Source organism: Betaproteobacteria bacterium, assembly GCA_009693245.1.
GTDB lineage: Bacteria > Pseudomonadota > Gammaproteobacteria > Burkholderiales > SHXO01 > SHXO01.
This window is the reverse complement of sequence record SHXO01000043.1, coordinates 1-25342: the sequence shown is the minus strand read 5'-3', so window position 1 is coordinate 25342 and position 25342 is coordinate 1. Positions and strand designations below refer to the sequence as shown.

At 59.8% G+C, this 25342-nt stretch carries 20 protein-coding genes and 6 pseudogenes; 18 read left to right on the top strand and 8 right to left on the bottom strand.

What is annotated here, in order from left to right; all coding sequences use genetic code 11:
• The coding region (locus EXR36_08830; protein MSQ59724.1) for a Water stress and hypersensitive response domain-containing protein at positions 1–195 on the bottom strand (195 nt) is incomplete at its 3' end.
• Between the two features lie 245 nt (positions 196–440).
• On the opposite strand from EXR36_08830, the gene EXR36_08825 reads away from it, so the two are divergent.
• From EXR36_08825 to EXR36_08800, 6 genes are read left to right on the top strand one after another with little or no spacing between them, the layout of a single operon-like run.
• Positions 441–1406, top strand: coding sequence for a radical SAM/Cys-rich domain protein (locus EXR36_08825; GenBank protein MSQ59723.1), 966 nt, complete (start codon positions 441–443; stop codon positions 1404–1406).
• A gap of 7 nt (positions 1407–1413) precedes the next feature.
• Positions 1414–3549 carry a pyridine nucleotide-disulfide oxidoreductase gene (locus tag EXR36_08820; GenBank protein ID MSQ59722.1) on the top strand — a complete coding sequence of 712 codons (2136 nt, stop codon included), beginning with the start codon at positions 1414–1416 and terminating at the stop codon, positions 3547–3549.
• Positions 3550–3558: 9 nt separating this feature from the next.
• On the top strand, positions 3559–4362 hold the full coding sequence (locus EXR36_08815) for a DUF547 domain-containing protein (GenBank protein ID MSQ59721.1): 804 nt from the start codon (positions 3559–3561) through the stop codon (positions 4360–4362).
• Complete coding sequence (locus EXR36_08810; GenBank protein MSQ59720.1) at positions 4359–5045, top strand: glycosyltransferase; 687 nt, start codon at positions 4359–4361, stop codon at positions 5043–5045. Before EXR36_08815 ends, EXR36_08810 begins: the two co-directional genes overlap by 4 nt.
• On the top strand, positions 5029–5679 hold the full coding sequence (locus tag EXR36_08805; protein ID MSQ59719.1) for a glycosyltransferase: 651 nt from the start codon (positions 5029–5031) through the stop codon (positions 5677–5679). Before EXR36_08810 ends, EXR36_08805 begins: the two co-directional genes overlap by 17 nt.
• Positions 5676–6401, top strand: coding sequence for a DUF3047 domain-containing protein (locus EXR36_08800; GenBank protein MSQ59718.1), 726 nt, complete (start codon positions 5676–5678; stop codon positions 6399–6401). The genes EXR36_08805 and EXR36_08800 overlap by 4 nt, the downstream gene beginning before the upstream one ends.
• Before the next feature lie 4 nt (positions 6402–6405).
• Here EXR36_08800 and EXR36_08795 read toward each other — a convergent pair.
• The 3 genes and pseudogenes from EXR36_08795 to EXR36_08785 all read right to left on the bottom strand — a co-directional run bounded on the left by EXR36_08795 (position 6406) and on the right by EXR36_08785 (position 8885).
• Positions 6406–7023 (bottom strand): annotated as a pseudogene (locus EXR36_08795) (arylesterase).
• A gap of 108 nt (positions 7024–7131) precedes the next feature.
• A complete protein-coding gene (locus EXR36_08790; protein MSQ59717.1) occupies positions 7132–8106 on the bottom strand; it encodes a tripartite tricarboxylate transporter substrate binding protein BugD in 975 nt (324 codons plus the stop codon).
• Positions 8091–8885: a glucose 1-dehydrogenase gene (locus EXR36_08785; GenBank protein MSQ59716.1), complete on the bottom strand. Its 795-nt coding sequence runs from the start codon at positions 8883–8885 to the stop codon at positions 8091–8093. Before EXR36_08785 ends, EXR36_08790 begins: the two co-directional genes overlap by 16 nt.
• An 88-nt stretch (positions 8886–8973) precedes the next feature.
• Here EXR36_08785 and EXR36_08780 point away from each other — a divergent pair, with 88 nt between their 5' ends.
• From EXR36_08780 to EXR36_08760, 5 genes and pseudogenes are all read left to right on the top strand, one after another.
• On the top strand, positions 8974–9642 hold the full coding sequence (locus EXR36_08780) for a dienelactone hydrolase family protein (protein ID MSQ59715.1): 669 nt from the start codon (positions 8974–8976) through the stop codon (positions 9640–9642).
• A 12-nt stretch (positions 9643–9654) separates the two neighbouring features.
• Positions 9655–11069 (top strand): annotated as a pseudogene (locus EXR36_08775) (amidohydrolase).
• 166 nt (positions 11070–11235) lie between these two features.
• Complete coding sequence (gene vsr / locus EXR36_08770) at positions 11236–11643, top strand: DNA mismatch endonuclease Vsr (GenBank protein MSQ59714.1); 408 nt, start codon at positions 11236–11238, stop codon at positions 11641–11643.
• Positions 11636–12884, top strand: a pseudogene (gene dcm / locus EXR36_08765) (DNA (cytosine-5-)-methyltransferase). Before vsr ends, dcm begins: the two are co-directional and overlap by 8 nt.
• On the top strand, positions 12881–13549 hold the full coding sequence (locus EXR36_08760; GenBank protein MSQ59713.1) for an Eco29kI family restriction endonuclease: 669 nt from the start codon (positions 12881–12883) through the stop codon (positions 13547–13549). The pseudogene dcm and the gene EXR36_08760 overlap by 4 nt, the downstream one beginning before the upstream one ends.
• 18 nt (positions 13550–13567) lie before the next feature.
• Here EXR36_08760 and EXR36_08755 read toward each other — a convergent pair.
• Together EXR36_08755 and EXR36_08750 are read right to left on the bottom strand one after the other, a co-directional pair.
• A pseudogene (locus tag EXR36_08755) lies at positions 13568–14646 on the bottom strand (glycerol dehydrogenase).
• Positions 14643–16310, bottom strand: a complete 1668-nt coding sequence (locus EXR36_08750; protein MSQ59712.1) for an NAD(P)/FAD-dependent oxidoreductase — start codon at positions 16308–16310, stop codon at positions 14643–14645. The pseudogene EXR36_08755 and the gene EXR36_08750 overlap by 4 nt, the downstream one beginning before the upstream one ends.
• 105 nt (positions 16311–16415) lie before the next feature.
• Between EXR36_08750 and EXR36_08745 the strand changes: the two genes are divergently transcribed.
• Positions 16416–17303: an alpha/beta hydrolase gene (locus tag EXR36_08745; GenBank protein ID MSQ59711.1), complete on the top strand. Its 888-nt coding sequence runs from the start codon at positions 16416–16418 to the stop codon at positions 17301–17303.
• Between the two features lie 144 nt (positions 17304–17447).
• Positions 17448–18197 carry an SDR family NAD(P)-dependent oxidoreductase gene (locus EXR36_08740; protein MSQ59710.1) on the top strand — a complete coding sequence of 250 codons (750 nt, stop codon included), beginning with the start codon at positions 17448–17450 and terminating at the stop codon, positions 18195–18197.
• A gap of 3 nt (positions 18198–18200) precedes the next feature.
• Here EXR36_08740 and EXR36_08735 read toward each other — a convergent pair whose 3' ends face one another.
• Positions 18201–18893, bottom strand: coding sequence for a DUF1353 domain-containing protein (locus tag EXR36_08735; GenBank protein ID MSQ59709.1), 693 nt, complete (start codon positions 18891–18893; stop codon positions 18201–18203).
• A 164-nt stretch (positions 18894–19057) separates the two neighbouring features.
• Here EXR36_08735 and EXR36_08730 point away from each other — a divergent pair, with 164 nt between their 5' ends.
• From EXR36_08730 to EXR36_08710, 5 genes and pseudogenes are all read left to right on the top strand, one after another.
• Complete coding sequence (locus EXR36_08730; GenBank protein ID MSQ59708.1) at positions 19058–20431, top strand: MFS transporter; 1374 nt, start codon at positions 19058–19060, stop codon at positions 20429–20431.
• A 10-nt stretch (positions 20432–20441) separates the two neighbouring features.
• Positions 20442–20861 (top strand): VOC family protein, encoded by a 420-nt coding sequence (locus tag EXR36_08725; GenBank protein MSQ59707.1) that lies wholly within the window; start codon positions 20442–20444, stop codon positions 20859–20861.
• Positions 20862–20914: 53 nt separating this feature from the next.
• A pseudogene (locus EXR36_08720) lies at positions 20915–22006 on the top strand (saccharopine dehydrogenase family protein).
• Between the two features lie 15 nt (positions 22007–22021).
• Positions 22022–23524: pseudogene (locus EXR36_08715) on the top strand (aldehyde dehydrogenase family protein).
• 5 nt (positions 23525–23529) lie between these two features.
• Positions 23530–24810 carry a hypothetical protein gene (locus EXR36_08710; protein MSQ59706.1) on the top strand — a complete coding sequence of 427 codons (1281 nt, stop codon included), beginning with the start codon at positions 23530–23532 and terminating at the stop codon, positions 24808–24810.
• Here the strand turns inward: EXR36_08710 and EXR36_08705 are convergent.
• The gene (locus EXR36_08705) at positions 24797–25126 is read right to left on the bottom strand and encodes a hypothetical protein (GenBank protein MSQ59705.1); all 330 of its coding nucleotides are present in this window, start codon (positions 25124–25126) and stop codon (positions 24797–24799) included. The genes EXR36_08710 and EXR36_08705 overlap by 14 nt on opposite strands.
• Positions 25127–25342 lie beyond the last annotated feature (216 nt).

Below are 25342 nucleotides of genomic sequence, written 5' to 3'. Positions count from 1 at the left end.
CTCGATCAGCGCCTGCCCATACGGGGCAATGTACCCGGTCTGCGGGCTCACGCCCCGGGCAAATACCCTGCCGTTGAGTTCCATCTCGTACGACAAGCCCTGCATACTGAGCGTTTTCGCGTTGGGATTTTGAATCCGCAGCTTCAGCGCGTATTCTTGTTCAATGACTCCCGCGTGGGCGATCCGCACGTCCATCAACGACACGTTTACCTTCGGGGCTTGGAAAGGAAGCGAGGTACACCCACCCCAGCAGCCCAAGCGCCAAAATCCAGACCGAAACCCTCATGTTTTCCTCCCTATCGTTCGCTCACCCCGCATCCGCCTGGCGGATTGTGCACGTATAACGTCTGGGGCCCTCCCATAGAGTACGATGTCGCGGGCGGCGGGTCCATGCCTGACATGGCGCGCCCAACAGTAAGAGACCAATAAGAGGCATGGTTATGCATGACACCCTTCCAATGTTGAACTCCCGGGGCTTTCCCCGCCTGCGCCGCGGGGCGCTCTCCACGTTGCAGGTCAATCTCGGTTACCGCTGCAACCAGACTTGCGTGCATTGCCACGTGAACGCCGGACCGAACCGCACCGAGGAAATGTCCGCCGAAACAGTGGAGACGGTCATCGAATTTGCGCGTGTGCGCGCGATCCAGAGCCTGGACATCACGGGCGGTGCGCCGGAACTCAACCCGCACTTTCGTCATCTGGTTTCGGAAGCCCGCGCCCTGGGCGTGCAAGTCACCGACCGTTGTAATCTCACCATTCTCGAAGAGCCTGGGCATGAGGACTTGGCGCAATTTCTCGCCGGCAATAGCGTGCAGGTGACGGCCTCCCTGCCCTGTTACCTGGAAAACAACGTCGATAAGCAACGCGGCAAGGGCGTGTTCGGAAAAAGCATCGAGGGATTGCACCGGCTCAATGCCCTGGGCTACGGCAAGCCAGGCACGGGACTGCAACTCAACCTGGTGTACAACCCGCAAGGCCCTTCCCTGCCCCCGCCCCAGGGTTCGCTGGAACAAGACTACCGCAAGCACCTGGGCGAGCACTACGGTGTCCAGTTCAATAGCTTGTACACCTTGACCAACATGCCAATTCAGCGTTTCGGCAGCACGTTAGTTTCCAAGGGCCAGTTCGACCAATACATGAACCTGCTGGTACACGCCTTCCAACCGGCGAACTTGGAAGGGGTGATGTGCCGTTCCTTGATCAGCGTGGATTGGCAAGGCCATGTTTATGACTGCGACTTCAATCAAATGCTAGGGATTCCCATGCATGCTGGCGGCCGAATCCGGCCGCGGCTCTCGGATCTCTTGAAGACGGATCTGGAAGGTAATTCCATCGCCGTCTTCGACCATTGCTTCGGCTGCACAGCGGGGCAAGGCAGTAGCTGCGGCGGCGCGCTGGCGGCATGACGGAGCGATGAACAAAAGTAAGCTCGCCGCCCTGGTGATCATCGCGGCATTACTAGCCGCCTTCTTCGCCTTCGATCTCGGGCAGTATTTCAACCTCGCCTATTTCAAGTCTCAGCAAGCCACGCTGGAAACCTATAGCGCGCAACATCCGCTGGCGCTGGCCTCGTGGTTCTTTGTGATCTACGTGGCCGTGACGGGGTTGTCTCTGCCAGGCGCGGCCGTGATGACCTTGGTGGCGGGTGCCATCTTTGGAGTCTTGTGGGGAACGATATTGGTGTCCTTTGCTTCCAGCTTGGGGGCGGCATTGGCTTTTCTTGCATCGCGCTTTCTATTGCGCCATTGGGTGCAATCGAAGTTCGGCAAGAACCTATCGGCCATCAACACCGGCGTGGCAAAAGAAGGCGCTTTTTATCTCTTCACCCTGCGCTTGGTACCACTGTTCCCGTTCTTCATGATCAACCTGGTCATGGGGCTGACCCGCATGCGCACGCTGACCTTTTATTGGGTGAGCCAAGCGGGCATGCTGCCGGGAACCATCGTCTACGTGAATGCCGGCACCCAGTTGGCGGGCATCCAATCGGCCGCTGGAATTCTCTCGCCGGGATTGATCGCGTCCTTCATCATCCTGGGCATATTTCCCCTGGCCGCCAAGAAAATTCTGGATGGCATCAAGGCACGCAAGGTTTACGCTCGTTTTCAAAAGCCCGCGCGCTTCGACCGCAATCTAGTGGTCATCGGCGCGGGCTCCGCTGGCCTGGTCACCGCCTTCATCGCGGCGGCGGTGAAAGCGAAGGTGACGCTCATAGAAAAGCACAAGATGGGGGGCGATTGCTTGTACACAGGTTGCGTGCCTTCGAAGGCGTTGATCCGCTCCGCCAAGTATCTTTCTCACATCGCTCGCGCCCAGCACTTCGGCATGCGAGAGGCTCACGCCAGTTTCGATTTCGCGCAGGTCATGGAACGCGTGCAGCGCGTCATTCAAACCATCGAACCGCATGATTCCGTAAAGCGATACACGGATCTCGGCGTGGAATGTCTGCTAGGCAATGCCAAAATCACGTCTCCGTGGACAGTCGAGGTCAACGGCAAGACGCTCACCACCAAAGCCATGGTCATCGCGGCCGGCGCCCGCCCCTTCGTCCCGCCCATTCCGGGTATCGAGCAAACGGCGTACTACACTTCGGACACCATTTGGAATCTGCGCGAACTGCCCAAGCGCATGGTGGTCCTGGGCGGCGGGCCGATCGGTTGCGAACTCACCCAGTGTTTCGCCCGCTTTGGCGTTCATGTCAAACAGGTGGAAATGATGCCGCGGCTGCTAATGCGCGAAGACCCCGAGTTCTCCGCCATGGTCTCGGAGAGCTTGCGCAAGGACGGCGTGGACGTGAAACTCGAACACCGCGCCAAGGAGTTTCGCACCGAGGGTGAAGACAACGTGCTCATCTGCGATCATAAAGGGAGCGAAGTGCGCCTCCCCTTCGATGCCTTGCTCGTGGCCGTGGGCCGCGTGGCTAACACGGAAGGCTACGGATTGGAGGAACTGGGCATCCCCCTTACGAAGGCGCGCACCATCGAAACAGACGAGGCGCTGCAAACCCTTTACCCCAACATTTACGCCTGCGGCGACGTGGCCGGCCCCTATCAATTCACCCACACCGCCGCCCATCAAGCCTGGTACGCCAGCGTGAACGCGCTTTTTAGCCCCTTCAAGACCTTTCGCGCGGACTACAGCGTCATCCCCCATTGCACGTTCACCGAACCCGAAGTGGCCAGCGTGGGGCTGAACGAGCTGGAGGCCAAGGAAAAGGGCATCGCTTTTGAAGTCACGCGCTATGGTATCGATGATCTGGACCGCGCCATCGCCGACGGCGAGGCCCACGGTGAAGTCAAGGTACTCACAGTGCCAGGCAAGGACCGCATCCTCGGCGTGACTATCGCGGGCGAGCACGCGGGCGACCTGCTCGCCGAATTCGTGCTGGCCATGCGGCACAACATCGGCCTCAACGGCATTCTCAAGACCGTGCATACTTATCCCACCTTGGCGGAAGCCAACAAATTCGCCGCCGGCGCATGGCGAAAAGCCCATGCACCCGAGAACCTACTACGCTGGTTGCAACGCTTTCACGCCTGGCTGCTTAATTAAGAGGACGACGTGATCCGTTATCTGCTGGCTGTTTTCATGTTGTGGGGCGGGAGCGCCCTCGCCGCCTTCGACCACACCCATGCGCAATGGGACGCATTGCTCAAACAAAACGTCGTGCTCATACGCAACGGCAATGGCTCGGAAGTCAAGTACGAAAGCTTCAAGCGCGAACGCGCTGCCTTGAAGTCGTATCTCGCCTTGCTCAGCGCGGTACCGCAAGACGAATTCAATGGCTGGAGCAAGCCCCAGCAACTGGCCTTTCTCATCAACGTTTACAACTCTTACACCGTCGAGCTGATTCTCACGCGCTACCCGGATATCGAATCCATCCAGGACTTCGGCAAGTTCATCAACAACCCGTGGAAGAAGAAATTCTTCAGCTTGTTCGGTAAGCCGCGCAGCTTGGATGAGATCGAGCACGGCATGATCCGAGCGGAGGGCGTGTACGACGATCCGCGCATCCACATGGCGGTGAACTGCGCCTCGATCGGTTGCCCTGCCCTGCGTCACGAAGCCTACGCCGCCACAAGGCTCGATGAACAACTTGAAGACTCCCTTAAACGCTTCTTGTCCGACCATTCGCGTAACCGGTTCAGCCGGGGCACGCTCGAAGTTTCCAAGATCTTCGATTGGTATGAGAAAGACTTCGCGAAGGGCTTTCGCAGCGCCAAATCCCTCAATGCTTTTCTTGCACCTTACGCCAACGTGCTGAGCGACAAACCGGAGGACCAGCAGCGCATCCGGGAGGGCAAGGTGCCCATCCGCTTTCTCGATTACGACTGGGCGTTGAACGACCGCAAAGTGGCGCAGTGAAGCTTTCCATTCTCATCCCCGCGCTCAACGAAGAGGCCAATCTCGCCACCTTGCTGCCGCTGCTGCAACCGGCGCGCAAGGCCGGGCATCAGATCGTCGTGTGCGATGGCGGCAGTACCGATCGCACATCGGAAATTGCAGCACCTCTTGCAGACTTGCTGTTGAGCGCGCCGAGAGGCAGAGCGCTGCAAATGAACGCGGCCGCGCGGCATGCGACGGGCGAAGTCTTGTTGTTTCTTCACGCCGATACCCGGCCCCCGGCCGGTTTCGCGCAGGCCATTTGCGATGCCATCCGCGTCACGGGCCGGCACTGGGGCAGGTTCGACGTGCATTTGGAAACCGAACGAACCCTACTGAAAGTGGTGCAAGGCATGATGAACTTGCGTTCGCGCTGGACCAGCATTGCCACGGGCGACCAAGCTCTTTTCGTTACGCGCGAACTTTTTCATCGCGCCGGCGGATTCCCGGAGATCGCGCTGATGGAAGACATCGAGATTTCCAAGACGTTGAAGCGCTTCGGCCCCCCGCTGTGCCTGCGAAACAAAGTCGTGACCTCCGCCAGCCGCTGGGAGCAACGCGGTGTTTACCGCACGATATTCGCCATGTGGCGCCTGCGTCTAGCCTATTGGAGCGGAGCCGATCCGGCGAAACTGGCCGCTCTGTACTATGGCCGCCGGCCCTGAGTTTCGCCTCGTCATCGCGGTATTCGCCAAGGCGCCGGTCCCAGGGGAAACCAAAACCCGCCTCATCCCTCGCATCGGCGCGCAAGCGGCCGCGCAACTGCAACGCGATCTCATCCAGCGCGCCTTGCTCACCGCCACGTCGTCGCGAGCCGGTAGCGTGGAGCTATGGTGCACCCCCGGCACCGAGCATCCCTTTTTCATGGAGTGCGCGCAACGCTTCGGAGCCTCCTTGAAACTTCAATGCGAAGGCGGTCTGGGAGACAAGATGCGAGATGCGAGCACCGGCGTCCTGAAGCGCGCGCAAGGCATCGTGCTCATCGGCACCGACTGCCCAGCCTTAGGCGAGGAAGATCTGCGCATGTCGTCCGAAGCGCTCGCGAGGGGATGCGACGCCGTCTTTTTGCCGGTGGAAGATGGCGGTTACGCATTGATCGCTTTGTCGCGCACGCATTCCAGACTTTTCGAGAACATGCCATGGGGAACGGATCAGGTCATGGCGCACACCCGCGAGCGCTTGCGCCTGCTCGGATGGTGCTGGAAAGAGTTGGAGATGCGCTGGGACGTGGACCGGCCACGGGACTATGACCGGCTCGTCGCATCGGGGTTGCTGCGCGCATCCCCATTGCCGAAATGAAACTTTGGCTCATAACGGCGTGGGTCATGGCCTTATGTTTTGCGCGTGACGTAATGCCGGGGGATTTCCATTCGCTACCGCCTTTCTCCACGGCACCCGCGGGTAGAGAAGGAGTGCCAGGCTGGCAACCCATCTACATTCCGAGCGCGAAAAAGCGCACCGCCTTCGCGATCGTAGAAGACCAAGGACACCGCGTCCTCGGAATAAGCGCCGGCGCCTCCGCTGGGAGTCTAGCGATCTCGCTGAACGCGAGCCCCGTCTCCTATCCCATCCTGCGCTGGCGGTGGAAGTTGCCCCAGCATAATTCCAAGACCAATCTGCTCACGAAGAAAGGAGATGACTATCCAGCGCGTGTCTACGTCATGTTCGACTTCGACACCGGCAAGCTGGGATTCTTGGACCGGGCCAAATTGCGCATGGCGCGAACACTCTACGGCGACCGAGTTCCCGCCGCGGCGCTGTGCTACGTTTGGGATCCGAAACACCCGGCCGGCACCACCGCTTGGAATGCCTACACCAACCGGGTGCGCATGATCGTGGTACGAAGCGGCGATGAAAAACTTGGGCAGTGGATGGAAGAAGAACGCGACATCGCGCAAGACTTCAAAGCCGCCTTCGGTGAAGATCCGCCCACGATTTCCGCCATTGCAATTGGAGGAGACAGCGATAACACGGGCGAGACTACGCTCGCCTTTTTTGGCGATCTGGTGCTGGCCAAATAGTGCACTACAACGCGCCAGTTTCCTTCAGCAATTGCGCCAGCGCCTCCGCCATGCGGCGGTAACCCTTCGCGTTGGGATGAATGGGGTCGGACTTGTAGGCGTTGTCCTTCAGTATTTCGTTGAGAACTTCGTTCTCCAGAGGCACTTCCAAATCGCTGGCGATGTGCTCGTAGAACTGCGCGTTACCGCCAAAGAGCGCGGGTTTGGGCACGCCGACCAGCACGACCTATACCCCTTGGTTACGCGCGGCGAAGACCATCTGGCGCAGATTGCCCTCCGTAACCGCTGCATCCACCTTTCGCAACATGTCATTTCCGCCCAGGCACAGGAGCAGTAGCTTAGGCCGGTGTTCCGCGAGCGTTTCCTCAAGTCTGCGAAGCCCGCCGGAAGTCTGTTCGCCCGGAACACCGGCATTCACCACCGTTCGTCCGGCCAGTTTGGAGAGCACCTCGGGATAACTTTCCGCCGGCGCGGCGCCGGTACCAAAGGTAAGACTGTCTCCGAAAGCGACGATGACGTCGCTCTGGCTCAACGGTGGAATACGTGGAACATCTTGGCCACAACCAAGAAGAACGGCTAGGGCCGCGAACCAGAAAGTTCGGTATGTCACGAAGTTCGGCATGATTCACCAGGTTGAATTAGAGCCTGCGCGCCCACCCGCTCAGTTGGCCTGGCCAAATAGGGCACGCTTCTTTTCATGAAAGGCGCGGATTGAGAATGGTGTTGAACCTCACTCGGCGTACACGCCCGCCTTCTTGATGATGGGCGTCCAGCGCGCAATCTCCGCTGCCAGCCAATCACGCAAACCCGCCGGCGTTTGCATGGCCTCGGGGACCCATTGCACGCCCAACTCCTTGAGCCGTGTTTTCACCATGGGATCCTTGAGGGCCGCACGCAAGGCGGCGCCGAACTTGCCGAGGGCTTCCTTGGGCGTGCCCTTGGGCGCATAGACACCGTGCCACACCATCACCTCGAAGCCTTTCAAACCCAGCTCGTCCAAGGTGGGGGTATCCGGCAATGCCGCGATACGTTTGCGCGTGGCCGACGCGTAGAGTTTTATGCGTTGCGATTTGATGTGCGGAATGGTCTGCGTGGTTTGGTCGCACAACACATCCACATGACCGCCCATCAAGGCCGCCAGCGCGGGCGCCGTACCCTGGTAGGAAATGGTGGTCATCTGCACGCCCAATGCTTGCTGGAGCAACATGGCGCACAAATGCGAGACGGCACCGGGACCGGAGTTCGCGAGGTTGATGTTCTCTTTTTGCGCCGTCAGATAATCCAATAGGGCTTCCGGTGTCTTGGGCGGAAAATCCTTTCGAGCCACCAAGGTCATGGGCACGTCCACAACTTGGCCGACGTATTCGAAATCCTTGAGCGGATCGTAGGAAAGTTTGCGGTACAGCGCGGGCGCCGTGGCCATTCCCGTATGTTGCAAGAGGAAGGTGTACCCATCGGGCGCGGCCCTGGCAACGTATGCGGTACCGATGGTGCCTCCAGCACCGGTTCTGTTCTCCACGATGATCGTTTGGCCGAAGGACTTGCCCATGGCGGCGGCCAAGGTACGTCCCAACACGTCCGTGGGCCCGCCGGCAGTGAAGGGCACCACCAGCGATACGGAGCGGGCCGGATAGGATTGCGCACCCGCCGTCGCGGCGAGCACGGCAAGCAGATAGACCCATCCCTTCCTCATTGCGCGGTCCATCCGCCGTCTACCAGCAAGTGCGTACCGGTCACCATCGCCGAAGCCGGCGAGGCGAGATATACCGCCGCCGCCATGACATCTTCCACCCGTGCCAAGGTTCCCATGGGAATTCGCGAGAGCATGAACTCGCGTTTCTCCGGCGTGTTCATGATTCTTTGTACCAAGGGCGTTTCGGTGAAAGTGGGGCCGATGCTGTTGACGCGAATTTTCTGGAGCGCCAACTCCACCGCCATGGCCTTGGTGAGCCCTTCCAGGGCGTGCTTCGTCATGCAATAGACCGTGCGGTTGGGCGAGCCGATATGTCCCATCTGCGAGGAGATGTTGATGACCACGCCGCCTTTTTTCGCCCGCTCAGGATCTTCCAGCATCTTGCGCACGGCCGCCTGCGCCACCACAAAGGCGGCGCGCACGTTCAAATCCAGCATCGTGTCCAGGTGCTCGTCGGACACTTGCACGAAGGGCTCGGGAAAATTGGTGCCCGCGTTATTGACCAACACATCCAGGCGCGCAAGTCCGGCGATCACCGCGCGAATTTCGTCCGCGCGGGTGACATCGCACACTCGCACGCGGGCGCGCCCGCCGCGCTTCTCGATGATGGCCGCCGTCTCTTCCAAGGTTGCGCGCGTGCGCCCCACCAATACCATCTCGGCGCCGGCCTCCGCCAGACCCAGGGCAATACCCGCGCCCAAACCCGCGCCCGCGCCGGTCACCAAGGCCATTTGTCCGCCGAGCCGGAAGGAAGGTAATTTCAGTTCCGCTGTTTCGCTTGTCGTGTTCATCTCATGGTTAGAATTGCCAGGAACGCTTAGATGTTACCCGACCCCGCCAACGCGGATATCATGTAGAACCATCACAAGGAGACCACCCATGGGAAAAATCATCGAACTCGCCGCGAGCGACGGACACCGCTTCAGCGCCTACCGCGCCGGCCCTCCGGGAAAAATCCGGGGCGCCTTGGTCGTGGTGCAGGAAATATTCGGCGTCAATAGCCATATCCGCGGCGTTACCGACGGTTACGCGGCCGATGGCTATGTTTGCATCGCGCCCGCGTTCTACGACCGCGCCCAACGCAACTACGAAACCGGTTACTCGCAAGACGAGATTCAAGCCGGTATCGTGGTCATGCAAAAGTTGGATTGGAACAACACCATGAAGGACGTGCAAGCCACCCTCGATGCGCTCAAATCCTCCGGCAAGGTTGGCATCGTGGGCTACTGTTGGGGTGGCACGGTGGCGTGGTTGGCCGCCGCGCGCGTGTCCGGGCTGGCCTGCGCCATTCCCTATTACGGTGGCGGCATTTCAGGATTCATTGGCGAAAAGCCCAAGTGCCCGGTAATGTTTCAGTTCGGCGAGCAGGATCAAAACCCGAACTTGGAGCAGGCCAAGAACGTGGCGGCTGCACATCCTTCGGCCATCGCGCATTTTTATGCGGCGGGCCATGGCTTCAATTGCGACCAGCGCGCCTCCTATGACGCGGCGGCTTCCAAGCTCGCCCGCACCCGCGCCTTGGAATTTCTCGCGAAACATGTTGGCTAGGGAGTACGCACCATGAAACACCGCATCGATCCGGAAGGTAGCCGGTTGCCCATCAAGCTAGACAGTACTTCCAACGGCGAATTCACCCCCATCGCCTTGTCTCGCACCAACGTCCTGGCCAACCAATTGGCACAGGAGCAGGCCACTCAACACGCCAAACGGCGTGCGGTGAACCGGCGCGATTTTCTGATTCCATCTTGCGGAGCAGCCAGCACATTGCTAGCCTTCAATAGCGCCAACGCCGCCGCCGGCAAGACCGGAGGCTTCTTCGATGTTCCAGCCGAGGCCGGCCTCGATACGCAACTCGCCGCCGCGTCCGTGGAGGGCAACGAATTCATCTTCGACGTGCAAGGCCACTTCGTCGACCCCAAGGGCGATTGGATCAAGAAGTTGCCGCCCGGGGCGCGTCCGCTCACATTTTCACCGAAAACTCAGTGCGCGCTCGCCAACGATCCCGGCGATTTGAGTTACCTGAATTGCCTGTCCTCGGAAGAGTTCGTCAAGGACATATTTCTCGACAGCGACACGGACATGATGGTGCTGTCCTTCGTGCCCTCCAAGCGCGATGCGGAACCGCTCACCATCGCCGGCGCCGATGCCACGCGCCAAATCGTGGACCGCATGGAAGGTTCGCACCGCTTGCTGCTGCACGGAAGAGTCAATCCCAACCAGCCAGGCGACGTGGAGGCCATGGACGAACTGGCGCAACGCTGGAAGATCAGCGCGTGGAAAACCTATACGCAGTGGGAGCCGGATGGCAATGGATTTTTCTATCCGACGACGTAGGCACTCGCCTCATCGAGCGCGCACGCGCGCTCAACGTGAAAGTCATTTGCGTACACAAGGGCGTGCCCTTTGGCCAGAAATCCTACCAGCACAGCCAATGCAGCGACATAGGCGCGGTGGCCAAACGCTTCCCCGACGTAAGCTTTATCATCTACCACTCCGGTTTCGTACCCGCCAAGGCCGAACAAGCCTTCGCACCTGGAGCAGGACGCGACGGTATCGATACCCTGGTTCAATCCCTTCTAGACAATGGCGTGAGGCCGGGCAGTAACGTCTACGCGGAACTAGGCAGCACCTGGCGCTTCGCCATGCGCGACCCAGACAACGCCGCGCACACCATCGGAAAATTGCTCAAGTACGTGGGCGAGAACAACGTGCTGTGAGGCAAGGATTCCCTATGGTACGGTTCACCCCAGGACCAGATCCAGGACTTCCGCACCTTCCAGATTTCCACGGAATTCCAAGAGCGCTTCGGCTATCCGAAAATCACTCCGGAGATTCGCGCCAAGGTCTTCGGCCTCAATGCCACCAAGCCCTACAACATCAGCGCCGCGGAGGTACGCAAGTACACCCAGCGCGACCGCATCGCCCAGGAAAAGACCGCCTACAGCGAGAATCCGGAGCCGCACTTCAATACTTAGGGACCGAAGACCCGGCGGGAGTTCTTGAACTTGATGCAGTGGGCAGGAGGATCGAGGGCGTAGCGGATTGGTTTCAATTTCTGTTCAGTGTCGCGGCCGGGGCGTTCAATTGATTTGCGAAAAAACACCCGTGGCTCCTGCTCAGGGAAAACCGAAGAGTGAATGAATGGACACTCTCGACGCGCGACAACGCTCGGCGCGCATGGCTCTCGTTCGCGCCAAAGACACCAAACCGGAATTGCAGGTGCGGCGCTTGGTTCACGGCTTAGGATATCGATACCAGCTACACCGGAGCGATTTACCAGGAACGCCAGACTTGGTTTTTCCGGCCAGAGGCAAGGTCATTCTCGTTCATGGCTGCTTCTGGCGCCGGCATGAGGGCTGCTCGCTGGCGCGACTCCCTAAATCAAGGCGTAATTTCTGGTTGCCCAAGCTTGAATCCAATGCCGAACGCGACTCGCGTAACATACGCGCGCTGCGTTGTTTGGGTTGGGGAGTGATGACGATATGGGAATGCCAGTTGGGAAACACTGTTCGGCTCACTAAGCGAATTAGGAGGTTTCTGGATGCGTAGCGTTGAACTGTTCGCAGGAGCGGGCGGCCTCGCCATGGGCATGGGGCGGGCTGGTTTCAACCATGCCGCGGTGATCGAATGGGATCACGATTCCTGCGAAACCTTTCGCTTCAATCAGCGCAATCACGCATTTGACGTCCGGCAATGGCCGCTCCACGAGGGCGATGCTCGTGACTTTGACTACGGCACTCTCGGCGAACAAGTGATGGTGGTGTCCGGCGGCCCACCGTGCCAGCCCTTTTCCCTTGGCGGCAAGCATCGCGGCGAGAAGGATGACCGAGACATGTTTCCGCAGGCGGTGCGCGCCGTGCGCTAACTTCAGCCCAAGGCCTTCATTTTCGAGAACGTGAAGGGGCTTCTTAGGCGTTCCTTCGCCTCGTACTTCCAATACGTGCATTTGCAGCTCTCGCATCCATAACTCACACGCAAGGATGGCGAGACCTGGGAGATGCATTGCGCGCGACTGGAGCGCCGGCACACCGGCAACCAAGACGCTCCAAACTATAACGTCGTATACCGGCTGTTGAACGCCGCGAACTACGGCGTCCCGCAAAGACGCGAACGTGTATTCCTCGTTGGTTTTCGCTCGGATCTGGGCGTCAAGTGGTCATTTCCACAGCCAACGCATTCCGATGATGCCTTGCTGCGCGAACAATGGATCACGGGTGACTACTGGGAACGGCATCGCGTGGGCGTTCGTAGCCGTCCGGCTGCCCCTCCGGGGCTGGCTTCGAGGCTTGCCCGTTTAAGAAACGAAAGTTTTCTCCTGGACGAGCCATGGAGCACGGTCCGGGATGCCGTGTCGGATTGCCCGATCCGGAAAAAACCCTGGAGACGGCATCGCCAATCACGTTTTTAATCCTGGCGCGCGCAGCTATCCTGGTCATACCGGCAGCCCGCTGGATGAGCCAGGGAAGACATTGAAAGCGGGTGATCATGGCGTGCCGGGTGGGGAGAACATGTTGCTGAGGCCAGACGGCTCGGTACGCTATTTCACCGTTCGCGAGGCGGCGCGGCTTCAGACATTTCCGGATGATTACGTCTTTCGTGGCTCCTGGTCGGAAACCATGCGTCAATTGGGCAACGCCGTACCCGTGCGCTTGGCGCAAGTCATCGCGTCGTCGGTTGCGGCCATCTTATGCGCCGCGGAATCCAAGGGCTTGCGCCCGGACAACGGCGTGAGGGCCAGCAGTCCTTGCAAGGATGATTTCAAGCATTCAAGACATGATGCGACTGCGTGAGCACTCAAGAACCCTATAACCCGCTCGCCAAGACGAACCTGGGGGAAAGAGTCGCGGATGCTCTACTGCGCTCGCCAGTGCATTCTCTAAACGAAACCGCGCACTTAGTGAGGGCTGGCGTCTATGCGATTTACTATATCGGTGCATTTCCAGCGTATAAGCGGATTAGGGAATTGAATGAAGGTGGCCGCTTCGGGCAGCCCATCTATGTCGGCAAAGCGGTGCCGAAAGGCGCGCGCAAGGGCGGTTTGAGCTTCGATGCCGGGAAGGGAACCGCGCTACGCGACCGGCTGCGCCAACACGCAACCACGATTAAGGAAACCAATACCGTCGCCATTGGCGAGTTCTACTTTAGGGCGCTCACGGTGGACGACATCTGGATTCCTCTCGGCGAAAACGTTCTCATCGAAAAATTTCAGCCGCTGTGGAACCGTGTCATAGACGGGTTTGGTAGCAAGACGCCTGGCAAGGGCCGGGCGAAACAGGTGCGCTCCCAGTGGGACACGCTCCATCCTGGACGCACGTACGTTGAACTGTTGGGATTGGGACCGCACCCGCTGACGCCGGAACAAATCGCGGCGAGGATCGAAGCTTTCTTCAAAGGGCAGCTCCCGGAGGCTGAGAAACTTGCACCGGGCGAGGAGGATAGAGTGAATGAGGCATAAGGACACCGAATTCGTATCTCAACGATTCGCTCTGTCCTCAACAGCACCTATCGCCTCGGCAATATCCCGCGCCACTAATGTTCTCTGGAAATTCTCGATATACGCGGCAGTCATCGTGCCTTCCGATATGGCTAGGATTTCCTTTGGGGTTGGGCCAGCCAATCCCAGATCCGCCAAACGAACCGGCAAATTCACATCACGATAAAACCGCATTACGTCCGCGATAAAGGACTCGGACCGCCCTTCCAGCGTCAATTGCACGAGCAACGCGTAAGCGACTTGGTGGCCATGCAGCGCATCGCGCGAACCACGTACGGCGGTTAATCCGCGAGTCATGGCGTGGGACACGGAGAGTCCGCCGCTCTCGAAACCTAGTCCGCTGTGCAGGACAGTAGCTTCCACGACCTGCTCGACATCGTCGTTGGCGGCGCCTCGTTTTACCGCTTCGAGCGCGCCTCTTCCGCGCTCCCGTAGTGTGCTGTAGCACAAGTCCGCCAGCGCTTGAGCGGCCAGACAAGCGCTCGCGCCGAAGAGGTTCGTGCCGCCAGCGCCGATGCACTGTGCGACCTCGAACTTCTTGACGATGGCGTCGCCGATGCCAGCGGTGAATAGGTGCACGGGCGCCTTGGCGATCACGGCGGTATCGACCACCACTACATGTGGATTGCTTTTCATGTGCTCCACTCGCAGTACGCGGTGATGTTCGTCATAGAGCACGTAGAGTTTGCTGGTGGGTGCATCGCTGGAGGCAGCGGTGGGAATGGTGACGACCGGTACCCTCAAGGCGTTCGCAACGCCCTTCCCCGCATCGATGCCTTTGCCGCCGCCAGCACCGATAACGAATCCTGGTTTCCGCGGGCGTGCCTCTCCGGTTAGCCGCGCGACTTCCTGGGGGTGATCTCACCGGAGAATTCCAAGGGCAGGCAGCCGGTGCCCGCCGCTTTGCAGACCGCGCCTACTCTTTCCGCGATGAGACCGAGCACCGCTCGGTCCGCGACCAATACGGCACTCGCGCCCATAGGTTCCAGATAGGTCCCCATCGCATCGATGGCGCCCGGTCCTTGCACATAGCGGCTTGGCGAACCGAAGACTCTCAGACGACAACCTTTGAATCTTGGCGAACGTTCTTGAGAACGAAGCCCTCGTAGCCTTTCTTCACGGATTCCTGCACCCGCTTGGTATAGGTGGGAACACCGCCCACGTACGGCATGAACACGCGCGGTTTACCGGGAATGTTGGCGCCCATGTACCAGGAGTTGGCGAGCGGATACAAAGTAGAGTCGGCCACTTCGTTGACGTGCTCGACCCACGCTTGCTGCGCCTTCTCGTCCGCTTCGATGCGGTTGACGCCGTGCGCGCGCTGGTAGGCAATGCAATCGCCGATCCAATCCGCATGCTGTTCGCAGGCCATGATCATCTGGCTCTTGACGCCGGGGCTGCCGGGTCCGGTGATGAGAAACAAGTTTGGCAAGCCGGCCACCATGAGGCCCAAGTAGCTACGCGGGCCGCTGGACCATGCCTCGCGCATCGTGGCACCCGAGCTTGCGCGGATATCGATTTCGGCCAGCGCACCCGTCATGGCATCGAATCCCGTGGCGAACACGATGGCGTCGAATTCGTACTCGGCCTCGCTCGTTCGCAATCCCTTGGCGGTGATCTCCTGGATGGCCGCGCGGCGCGCGTTCACCAGGGTCACGTTGTCGCGGTTGTAGGTCTCGTAGTAATAGGAGTCCACGCACAAGCGCTTGGTACCGATGGGATGGTCATTGGGACACAGCAGCTCCGCCACTTGCGGGTCGCGCACGATGGAACGAATTTTCTGGCGCACGAACTCCGAAGCGGTGTCGTTGGCCGCCTTGTTGGTCAGCAAATCGTTATAGGAATAAAGATAGCTGATGCTGCCGCCTTCGCTCCACTTGGCCTCGTACTTTTGCTGGCGTTCTCCCTCGGTTACCTCGAGGGCGGACTTGGTGGGCCGCGGGTAACCGGCGATACCGAACGGCGTGTCGAAGGCCGCTTTCCTGCGCGCCGGATATTCGGCCTTGTGCCGGCGTTCCTTCTCCGGATCCAGCGGCGCGTGCCGTGCAGGCACGCTAAAGTTCGCGGTGCGCTGAAATACATGCAGATGCTTGGCTTGCTCGGCGATGATGGGGATGGACTGCACACCGGAGGAACCCGTTCCGATCACCCCCACTCGCAATCCCGTGAAATCCACGCCTTCGTGCGGCCACAAACCGGTGTGGTACCACTTGCCCTCGAAACGCTCCAAGCCCTTGAAGCTGGGCACGCGCGGGGTAGAAAGATTGCCCGTGGCCATCACGCAGTAGGGCGCGCTCGCCACATCGCCGCGATCGGTGGTAATGGTCCATTGATTGCGCGCTTCCTCGAATACGGCGCTCACCACTCGCGTATTGAGTTGTACATCGCGCATGAGATCGAAGCGCTCGGCCACGTGGTTGATGTAGCGCAGGATCTCCGGCTGCGTGCCGTAGCGCTCCGGCCACTTCCATTCCTGTTGCAGATCGTTGTCGAAGGAATAGGAGTACTCCATGCTCTCCACGTCGCAACGGCAGCCCGGATAGCGATTCCAAAACCAGGTGCCTCCCACGCCGCTGCCCGCTTCGTACACACGCACGCGCAAACCCATCTTGCGCAGGCGGTGGAGCGTGTACAACCCCCCAACCCCAGCCCCCACGACGATGACGTCCAAGTTCGCGGGCGAACCGGTGGCAGCTCCGTTATATTCCGATGGTGCGTTCATCTATGATGGCTCCTGGCGTGTTCTCTGTCAGGGGGTATTTTAGGCGCTTCCGGCATTGGGCTTCGGGGCATAGAATTAAGATCTTCGGCCATCCAAGGATTGTCCATGCCCCTTACCATCCGTACCCCGGTTCTTGAAATCGCCTACCTGGAAAGCGGCCCCAAGGAAGGCCCGCCGGTGATCTTGCTCCACGGCTGGCCCTCGGACGTGCATGATTTCGATGAGGTCGCGCCCCCGCTCGCCGCCGCTGGGTACCGTGTGCTGGTGCCCTGGTTACGCGGGTTCGGCCCTACCCGCTTCCTCGACGCCAAGACCCCGCGCTCCGGGCAACAGGCGGCCATTGGCGCCGATCTGCGCGACTTCATGGACGCCATGCACATCGAACAAGCATTGCTGGCGGGCTATGACTGGGGCGGCCGCGCGGCCTGTATCGTGGCGGCCCTTTGGCCTGAGCGCGTGCGCGCACTGGTCACGGTGAACGGTTATGCGATTCAGAATATTCCCCTCTCCTTCAACCCGGCGGATGCGTTGCAAGAGCACCGATATTGGTACCAGTGGTATTTTCATACGGAGCGGGGGCGTGGCGGGCTGGCAAGGAATAAGCGCGATATCGCGCGCCTGCTCTGGCGCCAGTGGTCTCTCAACTGGCACTTCGATGACGCCACCTTCGAGGCCACGGCGAAGAGCTTCGACAATGCAGATTTCGTCGACATCACTATTAGCTCCTACCGCCACCGGTACGGTAACGTCGCGGGTGATCCCGCATACGAGGAATTGGAGCGGCGCTTGGCCGCGCAACCGGTGATCCCGGTACCTTCTATCGCCTTGCACGGAGAGTGCGACGGCGTCGGCCCGCCCGAGCAATCCGAGAAACACGCGCGCTATTTCAGCGGCCCTTACGAGCGCAAACTGATTCCCGTGGCCGGCCATTTTCCAACGCGCGAAACACCTGGGGTTGTGGTGGACGCAGTGCGGGCGTTAGGAAAGCGATAGTTCTAGAGGGAAGGCTAGCCCCCCGCACGCGGGGGAGGATGTCGTCTACATTGCTTTTTGCGCCTCACGCCTAACGCCTCACGCCTCCCTGCGCTTCACGCATGCTATTCTCGCCAACATAAATCACACGGAGGGGAACCCATCATGGATCTGGGATTAAAAGGAAAATCTGTACTCATCACCGGCGCATCCAAAGGCATCGGACTAGCCTGCGCCAAGGCCTTTGCTAGCGAGGGGTGCACGGTGCACCTCGCGGCCCGCTCGGCCGATCTCCTAGCAAAGGCGAAGAGCGAGATCGAGTCGAAGTACAAAGCAAGCGTCGTCAATCACGTGTGCGACCTCAGGGCGCCGGGCGCGGTAAAGCAGCTCGCCGAAGCGTGCGCGAGCGTGGACATTCTGGTGAACAACGCGGGCGACATCCCGGGCGGCAACATCGAATTGGTGGACGAGGCGCTATGGCGCCATGCGTGGGAACTGAAGGTGTTTGGCTACATCAACCTCACTCGCGAGATGATCTCCCGCATGCGTCCAAGAAAGAAAGGAGTCATCGTCAACATCGTGGGCATGGCCGGTGTCACCCACCCTTCAGAGTACATCTGCGGCGCCATGGGCAATGCGGCGTTGGAGGCCTTCACCAAGGCCGCCGGTAAAGGCTCCATCGAGTATGGCGTGCGCGTGCTGGGCATGCACCCGCCGGCCACACGCACCGATCGCATCATTCAGTTGAACAAGACCATCGCCAAGCAGAAATTCGGCGACGAGTCGCGATGGGAAGAGTTGTTGAAGCAGACTCGCGTGATCGAGCCGGAACAAGTGGCCGATACCACGCTGTTCTTCGCCTCGGAACGCGCCTCTCACCTTTCCGGAGTGATGCTCAACTTGGGAACGTACTAGACCTTATTGGTCTTCTTCGGAATCTTCCTTGGCACCGCCAGGCGCGGCGCCAGGGGCGTCTTCTCTCTTCGGCTGCGAAAACAAATGGGGGCCAGGCTTGAGAATCACGGCATCGACCGCTTTGTCGATTTCGTCCAGGCTCGGATTTCCTTCGGACAGAATTTCCAAGGCGGCGTTTATTTCGCTATCGATGACGTCGGGCTTCCAAACCAGGGCGCTCGCCCCATTATGGCAATTGATGTAGCAAGTGGAGCCTTTCGGCTCCCAGCGCATTCCGGCGCCGTAGAGAACGGCGTAAGTCGATTTCGCTTCGCTCTCGCTCATGCCCTCGGCCAGCAACGCCGCGTAGTACATGCGGCGCACCTCCCGCCACGGCTCGCTCAATTGCCTTGAATAGTAGTCGTGCAGGACAGAAGCGCGGCGGTGTTCCCCGACAAAGGGCAAGCTCACCATTTGCTCGAACAAGGGTGTGAAGGAAGAACCGTCCAGCTCAGCCCCTTGTTTCGCGATCCATTTTTTCCCAGCAGGGTCTTGAAAACCAAAATCGCCTAGTAGCTTGATTCTGTTGCGGTTGAACCCGTCCTCATCGTCCCACTCGAGCGCCACCTTGCCGAAAAAGGTTCCCACGCCGGCGGCCATGGTGGCGGCAACGCTCAGAGCCAAGAATGGCACCGCAACCCAAACACGTTTAGTCAAGCTAGAACCCCTTGGATGTGAACCGAGTACAGGACATTCTCGCCCGAGCAACCCCTTCGCATCAAGCCCCAGACGTAAGACATCCGTTTCCTGTCGCCGCTAGAAGCCGCGCGAAAAGATCCTCTATAGTTGCGCCTGTCCTCAACATTGCGAACTCAAAACCAATGGACGAACGCGCCCTCCAGCGCATTACCTTGATCGTGGTGACGCTTTCTTCCTTCGCCACGCCGCTCATGCTGGCGGCCCCCAACGTATCGGTTCCCGCCATCGCCGTGGCGTTCGGGGCCGATGTGGTGGCCGTGGGATGGGTGTCCACCGCCTACCTCTTGTCAAGCGCGGTGTTCTTGTTGCCCTTCGGCAAGCTCTCCGATGCCCATGGGCGGCGCCGCTTTTTGCTCTGGGGCCTCGCCGTCGTGGCGCTGGGTTCCTCCCTCTGCGCCTTAGCGCCGAATTTTCCGTTCTTGGTGGCGGCGAGGCTGTTTCAAGGCATCGGGGCCGGCATGCTCTACGCGACTTCCATGGCCCTGCTCTCTTCGGTGTACCCGAAGGAGAAGCGCGGAGCGGTGATCGGCATATCCACCTCCATGATCTACTTCGGGCTCACGGCAGGCCCGCTGCTAGGCGGATGGATCACGCACCAGTTCGGATGGCGCATGGTCTTTGTCCTGCCGCTTCCACTGCTGGCCGCGTGCCTCTATTTGGCACTCACGCAAATGAAGGGCGAATGGAAAGGTCAGCCTGGAGGGCGCTTCGACACCGCCGGCGCCTTGATCTACGCCGCCTCCATCATTGCCTTGATGGCCGGGGTATCGAAGTTGCCTTTGCCCGTTGGATGGCTTCTCACATCCGGCGGGATCGCTGGGATGGTGGCTTTTTTCGCTTTCGAGCGGCGGCATGAACATCCCCTTTTCGACGTTACGCTTTTTTATACCAATCGCGTCTTCACGTTCTCCTGCCTAGCCTCCTTGCTGATCTACTCCGCCACCTTCGCAAATACCTTTCTCATGAGTTTGTACCTGCAGAAGCTGAAGGGATTGAACGCGCAAACAGCCGGATTGATCATGATCTCCCAGCCCATCATGATGGCGCTTCTGTCGCCGTTCGCGGGCAAGCTTTCCGACCGTATTCAACCGCGTGTTCTCGCATCTTCTGGCATGGCTCTCTGCGCGCTGGGCCTCGTCCTGCTGTCGAGCGCGGAACCAGACACCGCGACCGGATTATTGATTGGCTATTTGCTGATCGTGGGTACCGGCTTCGCGCTATTCTCGTCGCCCAACATGAATGCCATCATGGGTTCCGTGGAACCGCGCCTCTACGGGACGGCAAGCAGCTCGGTCGCCACCGTGAGAGTGGTGGGCCAAATGATGAGCATGGCACTGATCACGCTCGTGACCGCGTTGGTCATGGGCCGTCTACCCATCGAGCCCGCGCACTTCGATCTTCTCGCAAAATCGATTCAGATAAGCTTCGTCGTGGCGGCCATGCTTTGCCTGGCGGGAATGGGCTTGTCCCTGGCGCGCGGGCAGCTGAAGCGGTAATGTGTCCCCCATGAATCTTCGCATTCGAGACATCGATCATATTGTCCTACGCGTATCCGATCTGGAACGCATGATCGCCTTTTACCGCGACGTGTTAGGGTGCGCGGTGGAGTGGCGCCGCCCGGATTTAGGCCTCGTGCATCTGCGCGCCGGCAACGCTTTGATCGATCTGGTTCCGGTGGACGGCGAACTGGGTAAGAAGGGCGGCGCCGCGCCCGGCAAGGAAGGCCGCAACATGGACCACGTCTGTCTGCGCGTGGAGCCCTTCAATGTGGAAGACATCCTCGCCCACCTCGAATCCCATCACGTACGCACCGGAGAGGTTCGCCCGCGTTTTGGCGCGCAAGGCGAAAGCCCCTCTCTCTACGTCTACGATCCGGAGGGAAATATGGTGGAGCTGAAGGGGGATCAGGTGCCGCCCCTGGCCTGAACTAAGCTTGCATCGCACTTCCCTGGTTCCGCCCCGGAAAGGAGCAACGATCCATGACGAAACGAGTTCTGGTACTGGGCACGGGCCACATCGGGCGTTCGGTGGCGCATCTGCTGCGCACGGCACAGGGCGAGCCGGCCTACGAAGTGTGGGTAGGCGACCGCGTCGTAAGCAAGGAGATTCGGGCGGAGTTTCCAGGCCGCTGCTTCGAGATCGAAGGCTCTAACGTGGAGAGCTTTGCGAGCCGCATCAAGGGCCAGGATATTCTGGTGAACGCCCTCCCCTTTCACTTGGCCAGCACGGTAGCGGCCGCCGCCGCGGCCGAGCGGGTGCACTACTTCGATCTCACGGAGGACGTCTCCGCTACACGTACCATTCGCGATCTGGCGCGAGATGCCAAGACCGCCTTCATGCCCCAGTGCGGCCTCGCGCCGGGCTTCATCGCCATCGCCGGCTATGCGCTATCCCAGGGGTACGAAAAGTTGTAGCGGCTTCACATGCGCGTGGGAGCGCTGCCGCAGTACCCCACCAACGCGCTGAAGTACAACCTGACGTGGTCTGTCGACGGCCTCATCAACGAATATGTGCATCCCTGCGAGGCCATCGTCGATGGAAGGCGCATCGAACTGCCGCCGCTGGAGGGCTATGAGACCTTCGCTTTGGACGGCGCGCATTACGAGGCCTTCAATACCTCGGGCGGGCTGGGCACTCTGGCCGAAACGCTAGAGGGCAAGGTGCAGTATCTGGACTACAAGACCATTCGTTATCCATGGCACCGCGACATCGCGAAACTGTTACTCCAAGACTTTGGCTTGGCGGGCAAGCGCGATACGATGAAGGAAATTCTGGAAACGGCCATTCCCACCACGGAGCAAGACGTCGTCGTCGTGTTCGTCTCCGCTTCCGGGATGCGGCACGGAAAGCGCGTGCAGACCTCCTTCGCGCGCAAGATTTACGCGCAAACATGGTGTGGCTTGCCCATGACGTCGATACAGATCACCACCGCCAGCGGAGTGTGCGCGGCGGTGGACCTATTCGCTTCCGGCAAGCTGCCCCAATCCGGTTTCATCCGGCAAGAACAGATCGCGCTCACCGATTTTCTAGACAACCGCTTCGGCCAGGCCTACGAAACCGCCGCCGCTTGAGGAGACGCCATGACCATGCACGATGACGCCCAAGGCATTCTGAAATCGCTATCGGTAGCTGGCGGGGATTGCACCCAAGGCTTGAGCGCGCGCTCGCCCATCGATGGCTCGCGCACGGGCGCGGTTGCCCTCGATAACGGAGCGAGCATCCAAACCAAGGCCGGCCAGGCGCAAGATGCATTTCTCGCTTGGCGCGCGATTCCCCCGCCGCGGCGCGGGGAATTGATCCGGCTCTTCGGCGAAGCGGTGCGCGCCAACAAAGCACAGCTTGGCAGACTCGTCACCATCGAGTCCGGGAAGATATTGCAGGAAGGCCTGGGCGAGGTGCAGGAAGTGATCGACATCTGCGAATTCGCCGTGGGGTTGTCACGCCAGTTGCACGGCCTAACCATCGCCAGCGAGCGGCCAGGGCACCGCATGATGGAAACCTGGCACCCCATGGGGCCCGCAGCCGTGATCACCGCCTTCAATTTTCCGGTGGCGGTGTGGGCGTGGAACACCGCGCTGGCCATCGTGTGCTGGAACAGCGTGATCTGGAAGCCTTCCGAGAAGACTCCGCTCACTGCGCTGGCCATGCAAGCCTTGTTCGAGAAGGCTTGCACCGCGGCAGGAGGTGTTCCGCCCCACCTTAATCAGTTGGTTTTAGGGATGCGAGACCAAGGACGCATGCTCCTCGACCAACCGCAGATTCGCCTCGTGTCCGCCACTGGATCCAGCGCCATGGGCAAAGCCGTGGCAGCCCAAATGGCGCCGCGCTTCGTGCGGACTATTCTCGAACTGTGGGGAAACAATGCCGCCATCGTGGCGCCCTCGGCGGATCTCGCCTTAGTCGAACGCGCCATCCTGTTCTCGGCGGTGGGAACCGCAGGGCAGCGCTGCACCACCTTGCGCCGCGCGTTCATCCATCGCTCCTTGTACGATTCATTCCTCGAACGCTTGAAGGCGCTCTACCAGCGAGTCACCGTGGGTAATCCCCTCGCGGAGGGAACACTGGCGGGACCCCTGATCGACGAAGCTGCCCATCATGCGATGCGCTCGGCCCTAGAGCGCGCCCGCCCTGACGCGCACTGGATATCCGGTGGCGAAAGAATACACAACGGCCATCCGCCATAGGGTATTTACGTACGGCCCGCCTTGGTGGCGATGCCGCGCCAGACGGCTATCGTGCTGGAGGAGACGTTCGCCCCTATACTCTATGCCATTCCTTATGAGAATTTGGATGAAGCGATCACGCTGCACAACGCCGCGCGGCATGGTCTGTCGTCGTCCATATTCAGCAACGACGTGCGCGAAACTGAAATGTTCCTGAGTAGCTCGGGGTCAGATTGCGGCATCGCCAACGGGAACATCGGCACCTCGGGTGCCGAAATCGGCGGCGCGTTCGGCGGCGAAAAGGACACGGGTGGCGGCCGGGAATCCGGATCGGATTCGTGGAAGGCCTACATGCGGCGCGCGACCAATACGATCAATTACTCTTCGCAATTACCGCTGGCGCAAGGCATCCGCTTTGACTTGTAGAAATCATGCACACCCTCATCGTCTTCAACCCAGGTCATTTCCACGCGGCGCTGGCGCTGCGCTACCGCCATCGCATGTTATCCGACGACGTGTTCGTCTACGCCGAGGACGGCCCGGACTTGGAGCGATTTCTCACGCTCGTGGAAATTTTCAACCGGCGGGAGGCCGATCCCACCCGGTGGAATCTCAAGGTATATCGCGGCGCGGATTGCCTCGAGCGCCTGATCGCGGAACGCAAAGGCAATGTGGCGATCGTGGCCGGCAAGAACGACCGCAAGCTGGACTCCGTCGCCCGCTTGCAGGAGGCAGGGTTCTCGGTATTGGGCGACAAGCCTTGGTTGATCGATGGTAAGGATCTGTCACGGCTTGCACGTGTGGCGGCTTCGGAACCGATGGCCATGGATATCATGACGGAACGCCATGACCAAGCCAACCGCTTGCAGCGGGCATTCACGAAAATACCTGGCGTGTTCGGAGAATTCCTCAAGGAAGGATCTCGCCCCGCTCTTTCCATGTTGAGTGTGCATCACTTGCTGAAGACGGTGAACGGCCAGCCTCTTACACGTCCCGTCTGGTATTTCGACACGGCGGTCCAGGGCGAAGGTATCACCGATGTCACCACGCACTTGGCCGATCTCGCCCTATGGCTGACAGACCGGGGCGAGGACTGTGTCTACGATCGCGATATCGAACTTGTCTCGGCGAGGCAATGGCCAACGGATGTTCCGCTGGAGACCTTTGAACGGATTACCGGATTACCGGATTTTCCCGAGAACTTGCGCCAGAGAGTGGCCGGCGGAAAACTCAACTATCTATGCAACGCGCGCATCGAGTTCGCACTGCGCGGCGTCCTCACCCACGTGGAAGCACGCTGGGACCTGCGAATTCCTCCGGGTGGCGGCGACTTGCATGAGGGTATCGCGCGCGGTACGCTGAGCGATCTTGTGGTGGAGCAAAGCGCGGCGACTCGGTATGTTTCTCAGCTTACGGTCTTTCCGAGAAATCCCGGCAGGATTTTCGATGAAAGCTTGTCGCAAGCCGTGGCAGGATTACAACTTGAGTTTCCGGGCCTATCGGTGCAGCAAATAGAAGGCGGCTACCGCGCATCGATCCCATCCGCGTTGCGAACCACGCACGAGCAACACTTTTCAAGAGTGCTCGATGAATTTCTGGAGTATGCGGATTCCCGCGAACCTCCGCGCGGCATGGTCTCGGACGTGATGGCGAAATACGCTCTGCTCGCCCGCGCGAAGAGTTTGAGTTCGGGTACGCCTACAGCAAGTTAAACAGGCTAAGCCCCTGCACTTGCACGAAAGTCTTTTGCGCCGCCTCCAGGGTCGCCCTTTGAAGCGCAAGATCGCTGATGGCCTTGGAATAATCCAGGTCGCGCAAATTCGACAGTTCCCTGTCGTACTGAAGAACGAAATCGTCATTAGACGATTTGGTGGCGTCCACCTCGCTCGTGATGGTGCCAGTAGCGGCGCGCACTTTGAGAACTTGGTCGATGCCGTTATCGATATTGGAGAGCGCCACATTCATACCATTGGCAAGGCGGGTATTACCCAAGGGCGTTTTCACACCTGATTCGAGCGCCGTGATCATGTCGCTTCGCCTGTTTCGGCTAATAACTTAACGACGATCTCACTTTGTCTCTTTAGATGCCACTATTACAGTCGTTTCTAATACAAGAATGAGTCTGAGCAAAGATGGTTTTGGGTTTTTGGGGTGATTTATTTCAAAACTGGCTGAGTGGCTGTGGAGCTTGTGGGAAGAGGGGAGTGCGGTGGATAACGGGTTCATCGTTATCCACGGCAAGCG

Excerpts from the sequence above, each read along its gene's own strand:
- EXR36_08705 (MSQ59705.1), bottom strand. The coding sequence starts at position 25,126 with ATGATCACGGCGCTCGAATCAGGTGTGAAAACGCCCTTGGGTAATACC.
- EXR36_08750 (MSQ59712.1), bottom strand. The coding sequence starts at position 16,310 with ATGAACGCACCATCGGAATATAACGGAGCTGCCACCGGTTCGCCCGCG.
- EXR36_08825 (MSQ59723.1), top strand. The coding sequence starts at position 441 with ATGCATGACACCCTTCCAATGTTGAACTCCCGGGGCTTTCCCCGCCTG.
- EXR36_08745 (MSQ59711.1), top strand. The coding sequence starts at position 16,416 with ATGCCCCTTACCATCCGTACCCCGGTTCTTGAAATCGCCTACCTGGAA.
- vsr (MSQ59714.1), top strand. The coding sequence starts at position 11,236 with ATGGACACTCTCGACGCGCGACAACGCTCGGCGCGCATGGCTCTCGTT.
- EXR36_08800 (MSQ59718.1), top strand. The coding sequence starts at position 5,676 with ATGAAACTTTGGCTCATAACGGCGTGGGTCATGGCCTTATGTTTTGCG.
- EXR36_08725 (MSQ59707.1), top strand. The coding sequence starts at position 20,442 with ATGAATCTTCGCATTCGAGACATCGATCATATTGTCCTACGCGTATCC.
- EXR36_08785 (MSQ59716.1), bottom strand. The coding sequence starts at position 8,885 with ATGAACACGACAAGCGAAACAGCGGAACTGAAATTACCTTCCTTCCGG.
- EXR36_08790 (MSQ59717.1), bottom strand. The coding sequence starts at position 8,106 with ATGGACCGCGCAATGAGGAAGGGATGGGTCTATCTGCTTGCCGTGCTC.
- EXR36_08805 (MSQ59719.1), top strand. The coding sequence starts at position 5,029 with ATGGCCGCCGGCCCTGAGTTTCGCCTCGTCATCGCGGTATTCGCCAAG.
- EXR36_08740 (MSQ59710.1), top strand. The coding sequence starts at position 17,448 with ATGGATCTGGGATTAAAAGGAAAATCTGTACTCATCACCGGCGCATCC.
- EXR36_08710 (MSQ59706.1), top strand. The coding sequence starts at position 23,530 with ATGCACACCCTCATCGTCTTCAACCCAGGTCATTTCCACGCGGCGCTG.
- EXR36_08820 (MSQ59722.1), top strand. The coding sequence starts at position 1,414 with ATGAACAAAAGTAAGCTCGCCGCCCTGGTGATCATCGCGGCATTACTA.
- EXR36_08780 (MSQ59715.1), top strand. The coding sequence starts at position 8,974 with ATGGGAAAAATCATCGAACTCGCCGCGAGCGACGGACACCGCTTCAGC.
- EXR36_08730 (MSQ59708.1), top strand. The coding sequence starts at position 19,058 with ATGGACGAACGCGCCCTCCAGCGCATTACCTTGATCGTGGTGACGCTT.